Annotated in this window: 14 protein-coding genes; 5 read left to right on the top strand and 9 right to left on the bottom strand. The window is 59.2% G+C overall.

Going from position 1 to position 18,641, the window contains the following annotated elements; translation table 11 throughout:
* Nucleotides 1-19 precede the first annotated feature (19 nt).
* The 3 genes from coaBC to PHX60_RS04950 are packed head-to-tail and all read left to right on the top strand — an operon-like array spanning nt 20 to nt 2,035.
* Nucleotides 20-1,240, top strand: a complete 1,221-nt coding sequence (coaBC, locus tag PHX60_RS04960) for a bifunctional phosphopantothenoylcysteine decarboxylase/phosphopantothenate--cysteine ligase CoaBC (RefSeq protein ID WP_300075431.1) — start codon at nt 20-22, stop codon at nt 1,238-1,240.
* 30 nt (nt 1,241-1,270) lie between these two features.
* Nucleotides 1,271-1,558 (top strand): hypothetical protein, encoded by a 288-nt coding sequence (locus PHX60_RS04955; protein WP_300075429.1) that lies wholly within the window; start codon nt 1,271-1,273, stop codon nt 1,556-1,558.
* 21 nt (nt 1,559-1,579) lie between these two features.
* Complete coding sequence (locus tag PHX60_RS04950; RefSeq protein ID WP_300075427.1) at nt 1,580-2,035, top strand: RidA family protein; 456 nt, start codon at nt 1,580-1,582, stop codon at nt 2,033-2,035.
* A 24-nt stretch (nt 2,036-2,059) separates the two neighbouring features.
* Here the strand turns inward: PHX60_RS04950 and PHX60_RS04945 are convergent, their stop codons facing one another.
* Together PHX60_RS04945 and parC are read right to left on the bottom strand one after the other, a co-directional pair.
* The gene (locus tag PHX60_RS04945) at nt 2,060-3,664 is read right to left on the bottom strand and encodes a methyl-accepting chemotaxis protein (RefSeq protein ID WP_300075425.1); all 1,605 of its coding nucleotides are present in this window, start codon (nt 3,662-3,664) and stop codon (nt 2,060-2,062) included.
* A 3-nt stretch (nt 3,665-3,667) separates the two neighbouring features.
* Nucleotides 3,668-6,004 (bottom strand): DNA topoisomerase IV subunit A, encoded by a 2,337-nt coding sequence (parC, locus tag PHX60_RS04940; RefSeq protein ID WP_300075424.1) that lies wholly within the window; start codon nt 6,002-6,004, stop codon nt 3,668-3,670.
* Between the two features lie 126 nt (nt 6,005-6,130).
* Between parC and PHX60_RS04935 the strand changes: the two genes are divergently transcribed.
* Nucleotides 6,131-7,777 (top strand): acyl-CoA synthetase, encoded by a 1,647-nt coding sequence (locus tag PHX60_RS04935; protein WP_300075422.1) that lies wholly within the window; start codon nt 6,131-6,133, stop codon nt 7,775-7,777.
* A 15-nt stretch (nt 7,778-7,792) separates the two neighbouring features.
* Nucleotides 7,793-8,635, top strand: coding sequence for a symmetrical bis(5'-nucleosyl)-tetraphosphatase (locus PHX60_RS04930; protein ID WP_300075421.1), 843 nt, complete (start codon nt 7,793-7,795; stop codon nt 8,633-8,635).
* An 8-nt stretch (nt 8,636-8,643) separates the two neighbouring features.
* Here PHX60_RS04930 and PHX60_RS04925 read toward each other — a convergent pair whose 3' ends face one another.
* The 7 genes from PHX60_RS04925 to PHX60_RS04895 are packed head-to-tail and all read right to left on the bottom strand — an operon-like array spanning nt 8,644 to nt 18,630.
* A complete protein-coding gene (locus PHX60_RS04925; protein WP_300075419.1) occupies nt 8,644-10,134 on the bottom strand; it encodes a DEAD/DEAH box helicase in 1,491 nt (496 codons plus the stop codon).
* 42 nt (nt 10,135-10,176) lie between these two features.
* Nucleotides 10,177-11,067 carry a neutral zinc metallopeptidase gene (locus PHX60_RS04920; protein WP_300075418.1) on the bottom strand — a complete coding sequence of 297 codons (891 nt, stop codon included), beginning with the start codon at nt 11,065-11,067 and terminating at the stop codon, nt 10,177-10,179.
* 31 nt (nt 11,068-11,098) lie between these two features.
* Nucleotides 11,099-11,671, bottom strand: a complete 573-nt coding sequence (dcd, locus tag PHX60_RS04915) for a dCTP deaminase (RefSeq protein WP_300075416.1) — start codon at nt 11,669-11,671, stop codon at nt 11,099-11,101.
* Nucleotides 11,672-11,713: 42 nt separating this feature from the next.
* Entirely contained in the window at nt 11,714-12,928 is a 1,215-nt protein-coding gene (locus PHX60_RS04910) for a Wadjet anti-phage system protein JetD domain-containing protein (RefSeq protein WP_300075414.1), read from the bottom strand.
* Nucleotides 12,925-16,314 carry an ATP-binding protein gene (locus tag PHX60_RS04905; protein ID WP_300075412.1) on the bottom strand — a complete coding sequence of 1,130 codons (3,390 nt, stop codon included), beginning with the start codon at nt 16,312-16,314 and terminating at the stop codon, nt 12,925-12,927. Before PHX60_RS04905 ends, PHX60_RS04910 begins: the two co-directional genes overlap by 4 nt.
* Nucleotides 16,311-17,072 (bottom strand): DUF4194 domain-containing protein, encoded by a 762-nt coding sequence (locus PHX60_RS04900; RefSeq protein ID WP_300075410.1) that lies wholly within the window; start codon nt 17,070-17,072, stop codon nt 16,311-16,313. The genes PHX60_RS04905 and PHX60_RS04900 overlap by 4 nt, the downstream gene beginning before the upstream one ends.
* A 25-nt stretch (nt 17,073-17,097) precedes the next feature.
* Nucleotides 17,098-18,630, bottom strand: a complete 1,533-nt coding sequence (locus tag PHX60_RS04895; protein ID WP_300075408.1) for a DUF3375 domain-containing protein — start codon at nt 18,628-18,630, stop codon at nt 17,098-17,100.
* Between the last annotated feature and the right edge of the window lie 11 nt (nt 18,631-18,641).

Raw genomic sequence — 18,641 nt, 5'->3', positions numbered from 1 at the left:
TCTGTTAAATTGCAGCCCTATGAAAGAGCTTGCTGGCAAACATATCGTGCTGGGCCTCAGTGGGGGCGTAGCCTGTTACAAATCGGCGGAATTGTGTCGCCTGTTCATCAAAGCGGGGGCCACCGTACAGGTGGTCATGACGGAGGCCGCCACGCAATTTATCACCCCGGTGACGATGCAGGCGCTGTCCAATCGGCCGGTGTATGGCTCGCAATGGGATGCGCGTGAGGCCAACAACATGCCGCATATCAACCTAAGCCGCGAGGCCGATGCGATTTTGATTGCACCGTGTAGCGCCGACTTTATCGCCCGACTGGTGCAAGGTCGGGCCGATGAGCTGCTCAGTTTGCTGTGTTTGGCGCGCCCCATCGAGCGCGTGCCGCTGCTCTTGGCCCCGGCCATGAACCGCGAAATGTGGGCGCACCCGGCCACACAACGCAACTTGGCCCAAGTGGCCCAAGACGGCGCGCTGGTGTTGGGTGTAGGCCACGGCGACCAAGCCTGTGGCGAAACCGGCGAGGGCCGCATGTTAGAGCCTGCCGAGCTGCTAGAAGAAGTGATTGCCTTCTTCAGCCCCAAATGCTTGACTGGGCGCAAGGTGCTGATTACCGCTGGCCCCACCTTTGAAGCGATTGACCCGGTGCGCGGCATTACCAACCACTCTAGCGGCAAAATGGGCTTTGCCATTGCCCGCGCTGCGCGTGAGGCTGGGGCGGAAGTGACTTTGGTGGCCGGGCCAGTGCATTTGCCCACACCCCGAGGGGTACGGCGCATCGATGTGCAATCGGCACAGCAAATGTTGGAGACGGTGCAGGCCCATGTCGAGCTGGCTGAGGTATTTGTGGCCACGGCAGCGGTGGCCGATTGGCGACCAGCCCAGTCCGCCGAGGAAAAAATCAAAAAAGATGGTTCTGGGGCCGTGCCCACGCTGGCATTTGTGGAAAATCCAGATATTCTGGCCACGGTAGCGCAGTCGGTGCGCGCGCAAGCTGGCGCTTTGTTTTGCGTGGGTTTTGCGGCGGAAAGCCACGACCTGCTGCAACATGCCACGGCCAAACGGCTACGCAAACAGGTGCCTCTGTTGGTGGGCAATATCGGCCCAGCTACCTTTGGCCGCGATGACAATGCACTATTGCTGGTTGATGCCAACGGCCACCGCGAACTGCCCCACGCCTCCAAACGGGTGCTGGCGCAGCAGTTGGTGGCGGAGATAGCCCAACGCCTGCCCGTGCATTCCTAGATGGTTTTTAGCTGTTGTTGGAGGTGATACATGGCGCTCGATCCTTACAAAAACGATTGGGACACACCACCCGATGGGGATTTTGTGCGCTATGTAGAGCGCTTGAATGCACAGCCGCCTGTGCCCGTCCCGGCAACAGCCGCCGCTCCAACTAGCGCGCGCAAAAAAACGGCTACCACTTCTAAAAAGACTGTCACTCCAACCCCTGTGGCTATTTCGCCCACCGCCTCGGGCGGCCTGTGGCCTCTGTTGCAGCAACTGCGCCAACTGTGGGTGGAAGCCGCAGAGCAACAACGGCAAAATCAGCACAAACGTTAAATTTTTGATGAGGAACATTCCATGAGCGTTTACGACCAACTGCAAGCCCTGAACATCACCCTGCCCCCAGTGGCCACGCCTGCCGCTGCCTATGTGCCGTTTGTGCAAAGCGGCAACCTGTTGTTTTTGAGCGGCCATATCGCGCGCAAAGATGGCCAAGTCTGGACCGGCCAATTGGGGCGCAATGTGGACACCGCCGAGGGCAAACTGGCCGCCCGTGCCGTAGCCATTGATTTGCTGGGCACGCTGCACGCGGCCACGGGTGATTTGAACCGCATTGCACGCATCGTCAAAGTGATGAGCTTGGTCAACTCTACCGCTGATTTTACCGAGCAGCATTTGGTCACCAATGGCTGCTCGGAGCTGTTGGGCCAAGTGTTTGGTGCCAAGGGCATCCATGCGCGCAGCGCTTTTGGCGTGGCGCAAATTCCGCTGGGCGCTTGTGTCGAAATTGAGCTGATTGCCGAATTGGCCTAAATTGACCGCCAGCGCCCAGCGGATTCAGGCCGACAAACGCGGGCGCTGTGCGCGCTGCGGCCCGTCGGTGTGAAACACCGACAAAATCCGCGCCAGCTGGTCGGCCTGTTCGCGCAGGCTTTGGGCGGCAGCGGCGCTTTGTTCGACCAAGGCCGCATTTTGTTGCGTCATTTGGTCCAGGCTGCCCACGGCATGGTTGACTTGGCCAATACCGGCATTGGCTTGGGTGGCGGCGGCGCTGATTTGGCCAATCATGTCATTCACACGCTGCACCGCTTGCACAATATCTTGCATGGTGCTGCCGGTTTCTTGCACCAAGCGTGAGCCAGCTTCCACCCGGTTGACCGAAGCCTCAATCAGGATTTTGATTTCTTTGGCTGCTTGGGCGCTGCGCCCGGCCAGACTACGCACTTCCGAGGCCACCACGGCAAAGCCCCGGCCTTGTTCACCGGCACGCGCGGCTTCTACCGCTGCATTGAGCGCCAAAATGTTGGTTTGGAAAGCGATGCCATCAATTACGCCGATGATGTCGGAAATTTTGCGGCTGCTGTGGTTGATTTCTTCCATCGTCGAAACCACATGGGCCACCATCTCGCCGCCGCGTTGGGCTACGTCCGAGGCACCCGCTGCCAGACGGCTGGCCTCTTGGGCGCTGCTGGCGCTGTGGTTCACTGTGCCTGCAAATTGCTCCATCGAGGCAGCGGTTTTTTGCAAATCGCTGGAGGTTTGTTCTGTTCGCATCGACAAATCTTGGTTGCCAGTGGCAATTTCGGCGCTGGCGGTGGCAATATTGCTGGCGCTGTCGCGCACCTGTTGCACCACTTGGGCCAAAGATTGCCCCATCGCTTGCAAGGAGCGCAACAAAGCACCAAACTCATCCTGACGCGCTACCTGCACCGAGGCGGTTAAATTGCCTTGGGCAATGCGCTCGGCCAAGGCCACGGCTTGGGCCAAAGATTGCTGCATGTGGCCGATGAGTTTCCATGCGCCCAACACCATCGCGGCCACAATGAACAGCAGCGCCACCCCGACCAGTTGGATGGTGTGCAAACGTGTTTGCGATTGTTCGCGTTGCCAGCTTTGCAGGGCATCACGCTGCAATTGGACAAACTCTTTCAGGGTTTGCAGATAAGCCGCTGTGGCCGGGTTGTAAGACTGGCTAATCAACGCCACTGCTGGCTCGTGCTGGCCCTCCGCCTTGAGCTGGCGTGCCTTGGCGCGCAAGTCCAACATGGTTTTGCGCGCTGTTGCCACTTTGGCCATGTGTTCGCGGTCTATCGGGCGCAAAGACATGGCTTCGAGGGATTTTTGCAATTCCGAAATTTGCGCCGAAGTGGCGGCAATGCTTTGCTTGAAAGTTTCCTCCACCACCGGGTCACTGCTGGTGATGATGGCTTGGGTGCGTACTGCGTTGGTTTCGGTCAGGCCCATCCAGCGTGTGGCGGTGTCCAAGCGGCTGCCTAGTTCGGTGGTCATCGCATCGTCCTGGGCCTGTTGTGCGATGACATGCCGGCCTATCAAGCCCATCGCCAGCAGCAGCAAGACGACGATTGCGCCTACCGTGAACCACAATTGGTGTGCAATTTTTGCTGTTTTGCCCATGTTGTCTCCTTGCGTAGCGATTGGCATGGCTTATTGGTGGCGCAAAACGCTGGCTGGCTTGAAGCCAAAATTGACTTCTTTGCCTTTGCGTCCGCGTGGGGCTTGGGCATTGTGCAGGCTGCGCCATTCCAGTAGCTCTTCACGCGGCTTGCTGCCCCGGCCTACGCCCATGATACGCACGCTGCGGCTGTAAGCGGCAGCACCTACCAAACGGTCGGGGGCTTCTAAGGCCAGCAGCATCAGGCCACGCCCACCGCGTTCTAGGGTTTTGAGTTCGGACAGTTCAAAGGTGAGCAAGCGCCCGTTGGCGGACACACAAGCCACATGGGTGGCTTCTGCCACCAGTGCAGGTGGGCATACGGTCTCCTGGTCGGCCAAGGTGATAAAGGCTTTGCCGCCCTTGTTGCGTGCCACCAAGTTGTCTATTTGGGCTAAAAAGCCATAGCCGCCACTGCTGCTCAATAGCAGTTGTGTGGAGGCGGGGCCAGCAAAGTAATGGGCAATCTGGGTTCCGGCTTCTAACTCAATCAGCGTGGTGACTGGTTGGCCATCGCGGCGCCCGCCCGGCAGTTGGGCCACAGGCACTGAATAGACCCGGCCATTGTTACCGAACAGCACCAGCGTATCCACCGTGCGGCATTCAAAGGTCGCCAGCAGGGCATCACCGGCCTTAAAGGCCAAACTGCCCACTTCGTGGCCGTGCCCGTTGCGTGTGCGTACCCAGCCTTTTTCTGACACCACCACCGTGACGGGTTCATCGACCACTTTGACCTCGACCACGGCTTTTTTCTCGGCTTGGATCAGGGTGCGGCGCTCGTCGGCAAATTGTTTGGCATCTTGCTCAATCTCGCGCACCATCAGGCGGCGCAAGCTGGCCGGGTTACCCAAAATATCTTCCAGCTTGCCTTGGCTGTCGCGCAGTTCTTGCAACTCTTGCTCAATTTTCAGGGCTTCCAGCCGGGCCAATTGGCGCAGGCGGATTTCCAAGATATCGTCCGCTTGGCGCTCGCTCAGGGCAAAGCGGGCTATCAGGGCGGGTTTGGGTTCGTCCGATGTGCGGATGATGCCTATCACCTCGTCGATGTGCAGCAGCACCACATGCCGCCCTTCCAAAATATGGATGCGGTCCAGTACCTTGTTCAGTCGATGCCGACTGCGGCGGTTGATGGTGGTTTGGCGAAAGCGTATCCACTCTTCCAACATGCAGCGCAAGGACTTTTGCACTGGTTTGCCATCCAAGCCGACCATCGTCAGGTTGATGGGGGCGGAAGTCTCTAAGCTGGTGTGGGCTAACAAAGCCGTGATGAGTTCTGCTTGCGGTGTTTTGCCAGTTTTTGGCTCAAACACCAAGCGCACGGCCGCTTCTTTGCTCGATTCATCGCGCACCACATCCAGCACCGCCAACAGGCTGGCCTTGAGCTGGGTTTGTTCTTGGCTCAGGGCTTTTTTACCGGTTTTGACCTTGGGGTTGGTCAGTTCTTCAATTTCTTCCAGCACCTTTTGCGTGCTGACACCGGGTGGCAACTCTGTGACTACCAATTGCCACTGGCCGCGTGCCAAGTCTTCAATTTTCCAGCGCGCCCGCACTTTCAGGCTGCCGCGCCCGGTGCGGTAGGCTTCGGCAATATCACTGGCGCTGCTGATGATTTGGCCGCCGCCGGGGTAATCGGGGCCGGGAATCAGTGCTTGCAATTCTTCTGCCGAGAGTTGTGGGTTTTTCACCAGCGCCACACAAGCATCGGCTACTTCGCGCAGGTTGTGGCTCGGAATTTCGGTCGCCAAACCCACGGCAATGCCACTGGCCCCATTCAGCAAAGAGAACGGGAGCCGTGCGGGCAACTGGCTTGGCTCGACGGTAGAGCCATCGTAATTCGGGATGAAATCGGCGGTGCCTTCGTCCATTTCATCCAACAGCAAACGGCTAATTTTGGACAAGCGCGCTTCGGTGTAGCGCATCGCGGCGGCACCATCGCCATCGCGGCTGCCAAAATTGCCTTGGCCGTCAATCAGCGGATAGCGTTGGGCAAAATTTTGCGCCATGCGGACCAAGGCATCGTAGGCCGATTGGTCGCCATGCGGGTGAAAACGCCCCAGCACATCGCCCACCACCCGTGCGCTTTTGACGGGCTTGGGGGCAATATTGCCGTTGGGGCCAGAGTAGCTCAGGCCCATGCGGTCCATCGCGTACAAAATACGCCGCTGCACCGGCTTGAGGCCATCGCACACATCGGGCAAGGCCCGGCCTTTGACTACGCTTAAAGCATATTCCAGATAGGCGCGTTGGGCGTAACCGCCTAGGCTTTCGGGGTCGGCCACGGGTGTGGTTGCCAGAGAATCATCGGAAGGAATCAAGAAATCAGTGCTCATGGTCGCTATTGTCCCCCGATAGGCCCAGTGCTTGCTGCTTCCGTGTGGCCAGCTATTGGGCGTAAACTGGTTTACTCTCCGTCGCCGTGGCGCTGCCAGGCGTTTTTTGTCTGAACGATTTTTTTTATGACATCCATCTACGAGCAAGACCTGCCACGCAACCCTGCCAACTTTGCCCCGCTGTCGCCCTTGGGCTTTATCGAGCGCACCGCCGAGGTGTACTCGGAGCGGCTGGCGATTGTGCATGGCGAGTTGCGTCAAACTTGGGGCCAAACTTATAGCCGCTGCCGCCAATTGGCCAGTGCTTTGCAGCGTGCAGGCATTGGTAAAAATGACACCGTGGCCGTGATGCTGCCCAACACCCCCCCGATGGTAGAAGCCCACTTTGGTATTCCGATGGCCGGGGCGGTGCTCAATACCCTGAACACCCGCCTTGACCCCGAAGCCATCGCCTTTATGCTGGACCACGGCGAGGCCAAAGCGCTGATTGTGGACCCCGAATTTTCTACCGTGGTGGCCAAAGCACTGCCCTTGCGCCAAAGCCAAACGCCGCTGTTGCTGATTGACGTGGAAGATGCCCTGTATGGCCCAGCAGCGCAACGCTTAGGCAGCACCACCTACGAAGAATTTGTGGCCAGTGGCGATGCCCAGTTTGCTTGGGAACTGCCCAGCGATGAATGGGATGCCATTGCCCTGAACTACACCAGCGGCACCACCGGCAACCCCAAAGGCGTGGTGTATCACCACCGGGGCGCGGCGTTAAACGCTATCTCCAATGTGCTGGAATGGGATATGCCCAAACACGCCGTTTATCTGTGGACGCTGCCCATGTTCCACTGCAATGGCTGGTGCTTCCCTTGGACGGTGGCAGCCCGTGCTGGCGTGAACGTCTGCCTGCGCCGTGTCGATGCCCAGTCGATTTTTGATGCGATTCGCAACCACGGTGTGACGCACTATTGCGGTGCCCCGATTGTGCAGAGCCTGCTGGTGAATGCCCCTGCCGCCATGAAAGAAGGCATCCCTGCCGGAGTCAAAACGATGGTGGCCGGTGCTGCACCCCCCGCATCTATGATTGAAGGCATGGAGAAAATGGGCTTTGACCTGACCCATGTCTATGGCCTGACCGAGGTGTACGGCCCGGCTACCGTCTGCGCCAAACACGACGATTGGAACGCCCTCGATATTGGTGAACGCGCGCGCCTCAATGCCCGCCAAGGGGTGCGCTACCACCTGCAACGCGCTGCAATGGTGCTCAATCCAGAAACCATGCAGCCCGTGCCACACGATGGCGAGACGATGGGCGAAATCATGTTCCGGGGCAACATCGCCATGAAAGGCTACCTGAAAAACCCCAAAGCCACCGAAGAAGCCTTTGCGGGCGGCTGGTTCCACAGCGGCGATTTGGCGGTGCAATACCCCGATGGCTACATCAAAATCAAAGACCGCAGCAAAGACATCATCATCTCGGGCGGCGAGAACATCTCATCGATCGAAGTAGAAGACGTACTCTATCGCCACCCCGATGTGCTGGCCGCTGCGGTAGTCGCCAAGCCTGACCCCAAATGGGGCGAAACCCCCTGCGCCTTTATTGAGCTGAAACTGGGCGCACAAACCACGGTTGAAGACATTGTGGCGCACTGCAAGCTGCATTTGGCCGGTTTTAAGGTGCCACGCCATGTGATTTTTGGCGAAGTGCCCAAAACCAGTACCGGCAAAATTCAAAAATTTGCCCTGCGCCAACAAGCTGGCTCGCAAAGCGCCATCAACGTCTAAGCGCAGTGCAACGTCATGGCCATTTACTGTATTGGCGATGTGCAGGGCTGTGATGAAGCACTGCAACGCTTGTTAGAGCAGATAGATTTCTCTCCGAGTCGAGATACGGTTTATCTGCTGGGTGATTTGGTCAACCGGGGGCCAGCTTCGGTGCAGGTGCTGCGCCGTTGCTGGGCCGCTGATGGGGCCATCCTCAGCCTGCTCGGCAACCACGACCTGCACCTGTTGGCCGTGGCCCACGGAGCGCGCAAGCCATCAGTGCGCGACACCTTGGCCCCGGTGCTGCAAGCTCCTGACCGCATGGTGTTGCTTGATTGGTTGCGCCAGCAACCGCTGGCGCGCACGCTAGAGCATGGTGGCCAGTCTATGCTGATGGTCCATGCTGGGGTGTTGCCCCAGTGGGATGTGGCGCAAACCTTGGCCTTGGCCCAAGAGGTGCAAATGGTATTGTCTAGCCGTGATTTGCCGCTGTTTTTGCGCCAGATGTACGGCAACGCCCCAGACCACTGGAGCTACCAACTGCAAGGCATGGACCGATGGCGTATCGTCGTCAATGCCCTGACGCGCCTGCGCTTCTGTTCTGCCGTCGGGGTGATGGACTTTGCCAGCACCGAAAGCGCCACCGCCACGCCGCCGGGCCTGCTGCCGTGGTTTGAGGTGCCGGGGCGGCGCAGTGCGGGCCAGTTGGTGGCGTTTGGCCACTGGTCCACGCTGGGCTGGCTCAACCGGCCCGACGTGCTGGCGCTGGATACCGGCTGCGTCTGGGGGGGTTGCCTGAGTGCAGTGCGCTTTGGCAATAGCTTGGCCGAGCGCGAACTGCTGCAAGTGCGCTGCCCACAGGCGCAAAAGCCGGGCTGAAGGGCGCTTTAGGCGCTTATTTCGGGCTGGGTGGTGGCCGCTGTTGCGGCTGCCGGTGCTGCCCTTGGCTCGCTGGGCTTGAACAAAGCCGCCAGTTTGCGCCGGGGTTTGATATTGCCCAAGAGGCCGCCACGCGCCGCCGGGTTGGGGCTGACCGAGTCCCAAGAGGGCACGGCAGCAGTGGCTGGGGCCTCGTAGGGCTTGTCAAAAAATGGGTCGCGCGAGGGCATGGCGGGCCGAAAACCGCCGCGCTGCATCGGACGGGCTGCTGCACGGTCAAAGCGTTCGGGACGTTCATAGCGCTCGTAGCGACCTTCGGGGCGGGCTTCGCTGTAACGGCTGCGCTCGGAGGCTACTTCGTCTAGCGGCAGAGTCTCTACCTTGAGCTTGGTGTTGAGCAGTTTTTCAATGTCGGCCACCAAGCGGGCATCACTGCCCGATACCAAGGTGACGGCCAAGCCCGAAGCGCCTGCACGGCCCGTGCGGCCAATGCGGTGTACGTAGTCTTCGGCGTTGAAGGGCACATCAAAGTTGAACACAGCGGGCACGTCTTTGATGTCCAGACCGCGCGCGGCCACATCGGTACAGACCAGTAAATCTACCTCGCCCTGTTTGAAGGCTTCTAGGGCCTTGAGGCGTTCGTCTTGGCTTTTATCACCGTGCAGGGCGGTGGTTTTGAGGCCCTCGCGCTCTAGGCTGCGTGCCAAACGGCCACAGCCCAATTTGCTATTGACGAAAATAAACGCCTGCTTGATACCCCGGTTTTTTAGCACTTGGTGGATGACGCGGCGCTTGTCCTCGTCGGTGGCGCTATAAAAGCGCTGCTCTACCGTGGAGGCGGTAGCGTTGGAGCGGGCCACTTCGATGGTGACGGGGTTTTGCAAGTAGCTATTGCCCAAGCGCTTGATTTCGGGCGAGAAGGTGGCACTAAACAACAAGGTAGTGCGCTGTTTGGGCAGGTAGCTGAGGATGCGTTGCAAATCGGGCAAAAAGCCGATGTCTAACATGCGGTCGGCCTCGTCCAGCACCACATACTCTACTTGGTTGAGGACGGTATTTTTGGCCTCGATATGGTCGAGCAGGCGGCCCGGTGTGGCTACCAGCACTTCTACGCCTTTTTTCAGCTCCAGCGTTTGGGGTTTCATGTCCATGCCACCAAACACCACGGCGCTACGCAGTTTGGTGTATTTGGCGTACAGGGCGATTTGCTGGGCGACTTGGTCGGCCAGCTCGCGCGTGGGTAGCAGCACCAAGGCGCGCACCGGGTGGCGGGCTGGCGAGGTGGAGGCGTTTTCGTGCTGCATTAGGCGTTGCAGCAGTGGCAACGAGAACGCGGCGGTTTTGCCAGTGCCGGTTTGGGCGGCCCCCATCACGTCTTGCCCCGTGAGTACCACCGGGATGGCTTGGGCCTGAATGGGGGTCATGGACTCGTAGCCCATTTCGGCCACGGCACGCGCCAGCGGCTCGGCCAGCGATAAATTAGAGAAGGAACTTGTCATTGGTGTGCAATTGTCGCACCAGCGCCGCCAAAACGGTATAGCTTAGAGGCTACGCGCTGAAAAAGTGTCGCAAGCTTGCACATTCCCCTTTTTTAGGCCCAGCTCAAACCAGCGCACACGTTGGGCGCTGCTGCCGTGGGTAAAGCTGTCAGGCACCACCCGGCCTTGGCTGCGTTGTTGCAGCGCATCGTCGCCAATTTTGGCAGCGGCGTTCATGGCGGCTTCGATGTCGCCTTGCTCCAAAATTTGCCTTGAGGCGTGGGCATGGTGCGCCCAAACGCCAGCAAAGCAGTCGGCTTGCAACTCTAGGCGCACCGAAAGTTGGTTGTATTGCACTTGACTGACGCGCCCGCGTTGGCGGTCCACTTGGTCGCTGATGCCCAACAAGTGTTGCACGTGGTGGCCGACTTCGTGGGCTATAACGTAGGCTTGGGCGAACTCGCCGGGTGCGCCCAAATCGCGCTTGAGGGTTTCGTAAAAACCCAAGTCAATATAGACTTTTTGGTCTGCCGGGCAATAAAACGGCCCCATTGCTGCTTGACCGGTGCCGCAAGCGGTGCCGGTAGCGCCACGAAACAGCACCAGCGTTGGCTCTTGATAAGCCGCACCGCTACCTTGGCGAAACTGGTCTTTCCAGACATCTTCGGTGTCGGCCAGCACGGTAGAGACAAATTGGGCCATGCGGTCGTCGGCGGGTGGGCGGTGTGCCGTGGGTGCGTGTGGTTGTACCTGTGCTGGTGGGTGGCCGCCACCACTGAGTACGCCCAGCACCGTGAGTGGGTTGATGCCCAGCAACCAGCTTGCCAGCAGGGCAATCACGATAGTGCCTAGGCCAATTTTGCGCCCACCCAGCACTGGCTGGCTACCGCCGCCGGAGTCAGTACCACGGCGGTCTTCGACATTGTCTGACTGGCGGTTGCCTTCCCATTTCATGCAGTTTCTCCGGTGGTGGCTAGGGGCAGGATTAGGCGCGCGGCAGCGTCACGCCATGCTGGCCTTGGTATTTACCGCCCCGGTCTTTGTAGCTGATTTCGCACACGTCGTCTTTGTCGCTTTCAAAAAACAGCACTTGGGCGCAACCTTCGCCAGCGTAAATTTTGGCAGGTAAGGGCGTGGTGTTGCTAAATTCCAGCGTCACGTAGCCTTCCCATTCCGGCTCGAAGGGCGTCACGTTGACGATGATGCCGCAACGGGCATAAGTGCTTTTACCCAAGCACACCGTGAGTACATTGCGCGGAATGCGGAAGTATTCCATCGTGCGCGCCAAGGCAAAACTGTTGGGCGGGATGATGCAAGAATCGCCATAAAAATCGACAAAACTTTTTTCGTCGAAGTTTTTGGGGTCCACCACGGTGCTGTGGATGTTGGTAAATACCTTAAATTCTGGCGCGCAGCGGATGTCGTAACCGTAGCTGCTGGTGCCGTAGCTGATGACTTTTTGGCCATCGACTTGGCGTACTTGGCCGGGTTCAAAGGGGGAAATCATGCCGTACTCGGCTGCCATGCGGCGTATCCATCGGTCGCTTTTGATGCTCATGGATTGTGTCCTATAAAAATGCCGGTAGTGTGGGCAAGGGTGCTATTTTGCTGGAAAAAAGGCGTTGCCTTGGCCTAAGAACGGTTCTTGGCACCATTGTTCTATCGCGGCAGCCACGACAGGGGCGGGCAAAAATTCTTGCTCTAGTCGCCCCTTTTTGAGGCTACGCAGATGGTGCAGCAACTGGGCTTGTGCTGCCGGTAGGGCGTTGGGGGCCAAATCGGTGGCATGGACGGGTTCTGGTACCGCCAAATGGGCATGGGCCTCAAAGCAGGCTGCATCCATCAGCAGGGGCTGTAATTGCGGCAATTGTTGGCGGGCGATGCCCAACATGGCCAATCCCCAAGTGTCCAAATCGCCCCAATAAGCGACTTGGCGTTGTTGCAGCCACGGTGCCGCCAGCCAACTCAAGTTGAGGCCACTGCCCAAGATGGCGATGGTGCCCGGCACGGGCATGGGCAACTGGTGCAAACTGCGTTCATTTTCTACCAATAAGATGCGCTGGCAGGGCAAGGCGGTCGTTTGTAGCTCGGTGGTGGTGACGCGCTGGCGGCGAAATGGCAGTAAGCCCTCATTGAGGGGGGCCACCAAGACCCAATGTTCCCCCTCGGGGCTGGCCCCCAAAAAAGCGTTCAGCCCTTGCTGACTGACTTCGCCAGCAAAGCGCACGTCCAACAAGGCTTTGAGCAGGCTGTGGTGGCGCTCAAAAAATTTGCTGTCGTTGCCCGCCAGCGCCAGCAGGCGCAGCGGTTTGCCGCCAGCACAGCCCGGTTCTAGTTGCAAGGCCATGCGGGTGGCCATCATCACTTGCTCGATGGGCAAATGCCGCCACAGCGTGAGCCGTCGCAGCAGCAGGCCATGAAATTGCTCGTCCACTTGTGGCAACACCTGGGCCAGAGCATGGTAATCGGCGGCAATCTCGGTATGCTGGGGCGCGGCAAATTGGCAGATGGCTGCAAGGTACTCCGATGGCCGCGACAATACCCAGTGTGTGGGCACCTCCAGTGCTGTGAGTGCGCCACGGTAGCTACGCGCCTCCCATTGCACGCTGCCGGGGCCGGTTGGGTGCAGGGCTTGCCATTGTTGCAGGTGTTCACGCAATGCGCTGCCCGCGTGGCGAAAGGTTTGGGCATCTGGGACACCAATCGCCAAACGCAAAGGCCAAGCGCCCGTGCCGGGCAACAGGTGCTGCGCGCGCCAGTGGCTGCTTTGCCATTGGCGCGCCAACTGCACGGCCAGTTGCTGGGGGGATTTCATGCAGGCGGCACCTCACCTGCTGGGTCGGCTTGGCGTTGGCGTGCGTGGGCTTCTAATTCTTGCCAACTGAGGCAGGTTAAGCTGGCCTGTGCGCCGCGCCGATGCACCACCACGGCAGAGCGCGTATGGTCGCGCAGTAGGCGTAGTTCTTTGTTGGGCGTGACAAACAGGGCGTGCAGGCCAAACTCGTGCAGTGCCTGAATGATGCGCGCTGCCACCGCCTGCGAGCTTTTAGAGAAGGCTTCATCCAGCACGATGCTGGCAAACAGGGGATGCTGGCGCCCCGGTGGGCACAGCGCGTAGCTGAGCGAGGCGGTCAGTACATAGCTGGCAATGATTTCTTTCTCGCCGCCGCTGCCGCCTTGCGAGCCAGTGCGCCGCTCTAGCACTTGGCCGCTGGCCCGGTCTAAAACATGTACCGCAAATTGCAAACGGTAGCGCGCATCGAGTAGCGCTTGGGCAGCCTTGGTGCGCCGGTTGTTGGCGTGTTCGCGCAGCAATTCGACCATCGCGCGCAGTGCCACATAGTGGCTGTGTCCGTTGTCGTCACGCAAGCGCTCGACGCGCAATTGTGCCATCGCTTGGTTCAGGGTTTGCAGGCTTTGGTGTACCACGGTTTGCGGGGCCAGCTGCAAGTAACGCCCCGGCTGAAAATCTACCCGTTGTAGGGTTTGATTGAGCGCATCCAGGCGCTCGGTAATCTCTGCCACTTGGGCTTCAATGCCATTGAGTAAGGTGCTTACGCCTTGTTCCGAGGCGGTATTGAGGTAATCCTGAAAGCGCTGGCGTTTGTCGGGCAGGGCTTCTTGCTCTAGCACGCGCAGGCGCTCTAGGTAGTGGGGCAGAGCGATTAAATCTTCGGTTTGCTCGACCAAGGCCCCCCGGTCTTCTTTTTGCGCTTTGCCCATTTGGCGCGTGATGTCGTTTTGTAGCTGGTTGTGCTGTTTGGTTTGTTTTTCTAATTTAATGCCCAACGCTTCGCGCACTTGGAGTTCTTGGCGGTCCAGCTGCTCGCAATCCAACACCGGCAGGGTCAGCGATAAGCGCTGTGCCTGTGTTGGCAGGTCGGGCAAGGTGCTTGGTGCGGACAGTGAGGCCAGTCGGGTTTGGTAGTCGGCCTGTTTTTTCGTGGCTTGGGCTTGGTCTTTTTGCAGCGTGCTTTGTTGTTGCAGGGATTGGCGCACTAGCGCATCGACCTGCTCTCGGTGCGCTGTGGCTGCCTCCCAGCGTTTTTGCGCCTGTGCGGTGTCTGATTGGGGCGCAAGCAGGGCTTCTAAGCGCTGTTGTTGCTGCTGCCGCTGGGTTTGAATGCTGGCCACGTCGAGTTCGTCAAAGCGCAGGGTTTGCAGGCTGTGCCACAGACGGCGTTGGTTGTCGGCGCTGTCGGCGGCTTGGAGGGCGGCCTGTTTTTGTTGCACCAGCGTTTGCCAATGTTCTTGTGCCTGTGTGATGTGCTGCGCCAGTTGTGTGAGCAGGTCGGTGTTGTCAAAACCGGTCATCCAGTCTTGGTCTAGGCGTTTTTGGTCTTGTTTGTCAAAGTGCAAAGCTTTGCCCGACATCAGCCCTTGTGCAGTCATGGCGTGCGGGGTCTGGTGCAAGGCTTCGGCGCTGGCGACACAATGGCGGTCTAGCTCGGACAACAATTTACGCAGGGCATTTTGGTAGGGCTGCGGCTTGAGGTTGAGCTTTTGGCAAAAGCCATCCGGCCAAAAAGTGACTACCGGCTGCTCTTGCACCTCTAGCAAACGCACATGCAAACGGTGCTGGCGCTGGTTCACCCACGCTAAGGCGGCGCGCATGGCGGATGCGGGCACCAAAATACGCAAACGCTGGCTGCCCAAGGCCCGCTCGATGGCTCCGCGCCAAGCGGCTTGGTCTTTGCGTACTTCGACCAGTTCGGCCACAAAGGGCAGTGCCTCGGGCGAGAGTTGCAATTGCTCGGCCAGTGCAGCGCGAAACTGTTGAAACTCGGGCGGCACATTGGAGCCGGGACGCTGTTGCACCGTTTGGCGCTCGGCTTTGAGGCGCTCTAGCTGGGCGTGGGCGTTGCGCTCTTGCGTTACGGCCTCTTCGGTGGCGGCTTTTTGCGCCTCTTGCTGTGCGTTGAGTTGTTGTAGCGCACTGACGGCTTGGCTTTGGTGTGTGCTGAGCAGCGCCGCATTGCACAGGCCATCGGCAGGCCATGCCAAGGCCAAGTTGCGGGCTAATTTTTGGTAATCGGCCAGCATTTTTTGGCGTTGGCTTAGCACTTGGCCTAAGGCGGCAATGCTGTCTTGTAGCGATTGGATGTCGCTGCCGCCGGTACGCAGGTAGGCTTCTAGGTGGAGTTGTTCTTCGGCGCGGGCCTGGCCCAAAGCACTTTGGGCTTCAGTGAGCTGTGCTTGCAGGGGCTTGAGTTGGGCATCTAGCTGGGCGCTGCGCTGTTGCCACAGTTGTTGCCCTTGGTGTGCAAACCAAGCGGGCAGTGCGGTTTGTAGGGTGTGCAGCTCTTGAAGTTGGCGCTGCTGTTGCCGCTCTTTTTCTGCCAGCTCACGCAGGGGCAGCAGTGCCAGATACTGCCGATTGGCCAACTCTAGCTCAGCATGGATGCTGGCCAGCTCGTCAAAACTGCTCACCACTTGCAGCGCATCGTCAAAGGCCGATTCATCATCCAGCACCAATTCACGGAAAATCTCGTCAATGCTGTTGAGCTGTTTCAATCCTGCTGCGCGATTGAGCAGGGTGAAGGCATTGGGCCCGACTTCAAAAAAGCGCTGTAAGCGTGCTAAATAGGCTGATTTGCTGTTGAAAATTTGCAGCCTGTCGGTGTTTTTTTCTAGCCGCCCCAAAGCACGCGCACCACCGCTGTGGTGCTCTTCTAGCCAGATGTCCATATCGTGGCCAGCACCTTGGGCAAAGAACCAGCGTTTTTGTAAATCACTGGCCGAGGAGCTGCTGCCGTCAAACCAAAACAGTCCCCCCAGCAACACGCTAGGGCTGGCTGCCGTGCTGTGCTTAGTGTGGTTATCATCATTACCACCACGCACCAGCCGCGCTGCAATCGCCGTGACACAGCGCCCAGAGCGTGCCAAATGCTCACTGTCGGGGCCAGCATGGCCGGGGCCGGTAGCACCGCGCACATACGAGACCAAATCGCGGTCGCTTTCGTGGCCGCCGGTAGAGGCCAAGTTGTAACGTGGGTTTTGGCACAGCAGCGTCATGAGCGCATCCATCAGCGTGGTTTTGCCGCTGCCGGTGGGGCCTATGATGGCGGTGTTGCCGTTGTCTAAACGGGCTTGGTGGCGACCTGCAAAAGCACCCCAGTTGTACAGGTGCAGTTCTTGCACATGGTAGCCGTGCTGGGGTGTGCTGGCGTTGGCGCTGGGGCTGGTGGGGGATGCTGTCATGGGGCACTACTTTGGGGTGATGCTGCTGCCGTGTCCCCTTGGGCCAAGGCTTGCAGGTGTTGGAGCAAGGCTTGTAGATTTTGTGGATTGGCCAGATGCACAATCATGGGTCGGATGGTGATGCTTTCTTGGGCATCTACTTCAGAGACCACGCCATGCCCGCGCAGGCTTTCGAGCAGCGTCCCTAGGCGTTTGCGCTCTTGCATATCGCTGCCAGTAGCGCCTAAATAAATCTCCAGTTGTGGCAACAAGCCATCTACCGCCAACTGCACTGGCACGCCCAAGCCGCTTTCTTGTTCGCGTTGTAAAAATTCGCGCCGCAAAATAGCCAGCAGCAGCGATTGCTCTAGCGTGAGGCGTTGGCGGCGCACCAAGGGGTGTGTCCATTCGTCTTCGTCTTCGGCCTCACCGTAATAATCGGGCGCAACCAGCACAAAGGCCAAGCCGCGCACATCATCGACGCGCACTTGCAAATCGAATGGCTCTAACTGGGCGTTGATGCGTGCGGTATCGTTGGCAATCTGTCGGAACAACTGCGGCTTGGCGCTTTGCTCTAGCAGGCCATTTTTGAGCAGCTCTTGCACCGCGCGGCGCAGGGCCAGCGGCGTGGCATGGGCCAGTTCGGTGTTGGCGGGTGTTGGCTCTGTGGATGGTGCAGCCTGTGCGGCATCGGCGGCATCGGGTTGTTGCGGCGCTGGGGCGGGTGCGGCACCGGCCCACTGGTCAAAAATGTCAGGCGTAGCGTTTTTACGTGGCATAAGTGTCGTCAATATAAGCGCAAGCCTAAAACGCATGGCCCACAGCGCGCACCGAGGCTGCATCCAAGGCCACGCGCGGCACGGTAAAGCGCCAGTGTGGGTGATGATTGCCGGGTGCTGCTGCATCGTTGCTGCGGTCTTCGGTGGTGATGTGTTCTGTGTCAGTGGCTTCGGGTTGTGTCCCTGCTTCGCGTGCTATTGATAGCCAGAAGGTCAGGGTTTCTAAATCGTGTTCGCCCGGCGGCAAGGCTTGGGCCAAGGCGGCCAAGGTCATGGGCTGGCCGTTTTGCTCTAGCACGGCCAAGGTTTGCTCTAGCAGGGCTTGGCGGTCTAGGCCACCGAAGGCTTGCCAAAATTCATCTTCCACTTGGCTCAAGTCGGCATAGTGGCTGGTCAGTAGCAGTGCTTGGCTTTGCGTGCTGCCGTCCAATGATTTGATGCGTAAACGCTCAATCAAGGGCAGGCCCCCCAAGGCAATGCCCACCGGGGGCAAGGGTGCAGGCTGGCGGCGCACCGCTTGGCGTTGCCAATCTATCTGCAAAGCCTGTTGCAAGATGGCATTGAGCAGCTGGCCGACGCGCTGGTTCTCGGCGGCTTGGCCGGTTTTCATGAACTGGCCCACTTCGCGCTCGCTGCGCGCGCGCACGGCCTGCACCACTTTGGCTTCTTTAATCAGCTGGGCTACCAGCAGTTGCAGCTCGCTGCGCTGCAAGTCGTCTAAGGCTTGGGCTGCGGCTGGGTGCGCCAAAATGCCACGGATACGCGCACGCATTTGCGCCAGTTCTTGCTGGTTGTCAAGTTGCTGCTGAAAATTTTCAAACACCCGGCCTTCTTGGGTGTTGAGCAGCTGGGCGTGGCCATCGAGCAATTGGTCCATCACCGCGCCCCGGTGGTGTTCGGCACTCAAAATGGCTTGGCGCAAAGTGCGGTCGGCCTCGCGCCAAGAGTCTTCTACGCGCCGAAAATCTGCGCGCAAGCTGGTGGCCAAGGCGTACACCTCGCGGATACCCTCAACAGTCAGCTCATCGCTGAGCAAGGGCACATGGCCGGCCTGCACCTGCTCCAACTGCTGTTGCAAGTCTTGGATGCGCCGCTGGAGCTGTTCAGCCCGGCTTTGTGGATTGGGGTCTAACGCCGTGGCCAGGTTGTCGATTTCGCGCTGCACCACCGCCAAACGCGAGGCAGTGGAGGTCATGAGGCGCTGGTCGAGTTGTGCCACAAAACGCAAGGCGGTTTTGAGGGCATCGGTTTCAAACACCCGGCCTTCGCGCTCGGTCACCAAGGCACGCCGAATCCAATCGCGCAGTTCGCGCCGCGCTTGCGCTTGCACGTCGGCGGGGTCAATCTCGTATTCGGGCTGGTTGGCGTGCGCCAACAGCATCTCGGCCAGTGCTTGCACCGCTTGGTCAAACGGCACGCCATCGCGCTGGTGTTCAAACAGCGCATCGAGGCAACTGAGCATCAAGGGCGCTCGGCGCGAGGCCAGCAGCAACCATGCAGGGTGTTGCTGGCGGGCGTGGATGTATTTTTGCGTGCGTTGCTGGTTGAGGCTGGACATGGGTGGCAAAC

The sequence above is a fragment of the Giesbergeria sp. genome (assembly GCF_028686475.1).
In the GTDB taxonomy this organism is placed as follows: Bacteria; Pseudomonadota; Gammaproteobacteria; order Burkholderiales; family Burkholderiaceae_C; genus Simplicispira.
Note: the sequence above shows the minus strand (reverse complement) of the source record. Positions and strands in the feature narration are given on the sequence as shown.

Coding starts and splice junctions, on each gene's coding strand:
- coaBC (WP_300075431.1), top strand. CDS start 20: ATGAAAGAGCTTGCTGGCAAACATATCGTGCTGGGCCTCAGTGGGGGC.
- PHX60_RS04955 (WP_300075429.1), top strand. CDS start 1,271: ATGGCGCTCGATCCTTACAAAAACGATTGGGACACACCACCCGATGGG.
- PHX60_RS04950 (WP_300075427.1), top strand. CDS start 1,580: ATGAGCGTTTACGACCAACTGCAAGCCCTGAACATCACCCTGCCCCCA.
- PHX60_RS04945 (WP_300075425.1), bottom strand. CDS start 3,664: ATGCCAATCGCTACGCAAGGAGACAACATGGGCAAAACAGCAAAAATT.
- parC (WP_300075424.1), bottom strand. CDS start 6,004: ATGAGCACTGATTTCTTGATTCCTTCCGATGATTCTCTGGCAACCACA.
- PHX60_RS04935 (WP_300075422.1), top strand. CDS start 6,131: ATGACATCCATCTACGAGCAAGACCTGCCACGCAACCCTGCCAACTTT.
- PHX60_RS04930 (WP_300075421.1), top strand. CDS start 7,793: ATGGCCATTTACTGTATTGGCGATGTGCAGGGCTGTGATGAAGCACTG.
- PHX60_RS04925 (WP_300075419.1), bottom strand. CDS start 10,134: ATGACAAGTTCCTTCTCTAATTTATCGCTGGCCGAGCCGCTGGCGCGT.
- PHX60_RS04920 (WP_300075418.1), bottom strand. CDS start 11,067: ATGAAATGGGAAGGCAACCGCCAGTCAGACAATGTCGAAGACCGCCGT.
- dcd (WP_300075416.1), bottom strand. CDS start 11,671: ATGAGCATCAAAAGCGACCGATGGATACGCCGCATGGCAGCCGAGTAC.
- PHX60_RS04910 (WP_300075414.1), bottom strand. CDS start 12,928: ATGAAATCCCCCCAGCAACTGGCCGTGCAGTTGGCGCGCCAATGGCAA.
- PHX60_RS04905 (WP_300075412.1), bottom strand. CDS start 16,314: ATGACAGCATCCCCCACCAGCCCCAGCGCCAACGCCAGCACACCCCAG.
- PHX60_RS04900 (WP_300075410.1), bottom strand. CDS start 17,072: ATGCCACGTAAAAACGCTACGCCTGACATTTTTGACCAGTGGGCCGGT.
- PHX60_RS04895 (WP_300075408.1), bottom strand. CDS start 18,630: ATGTCCAGCCTCAACCAGCAACGCACGCAAAAATACATCCACGCCCGC.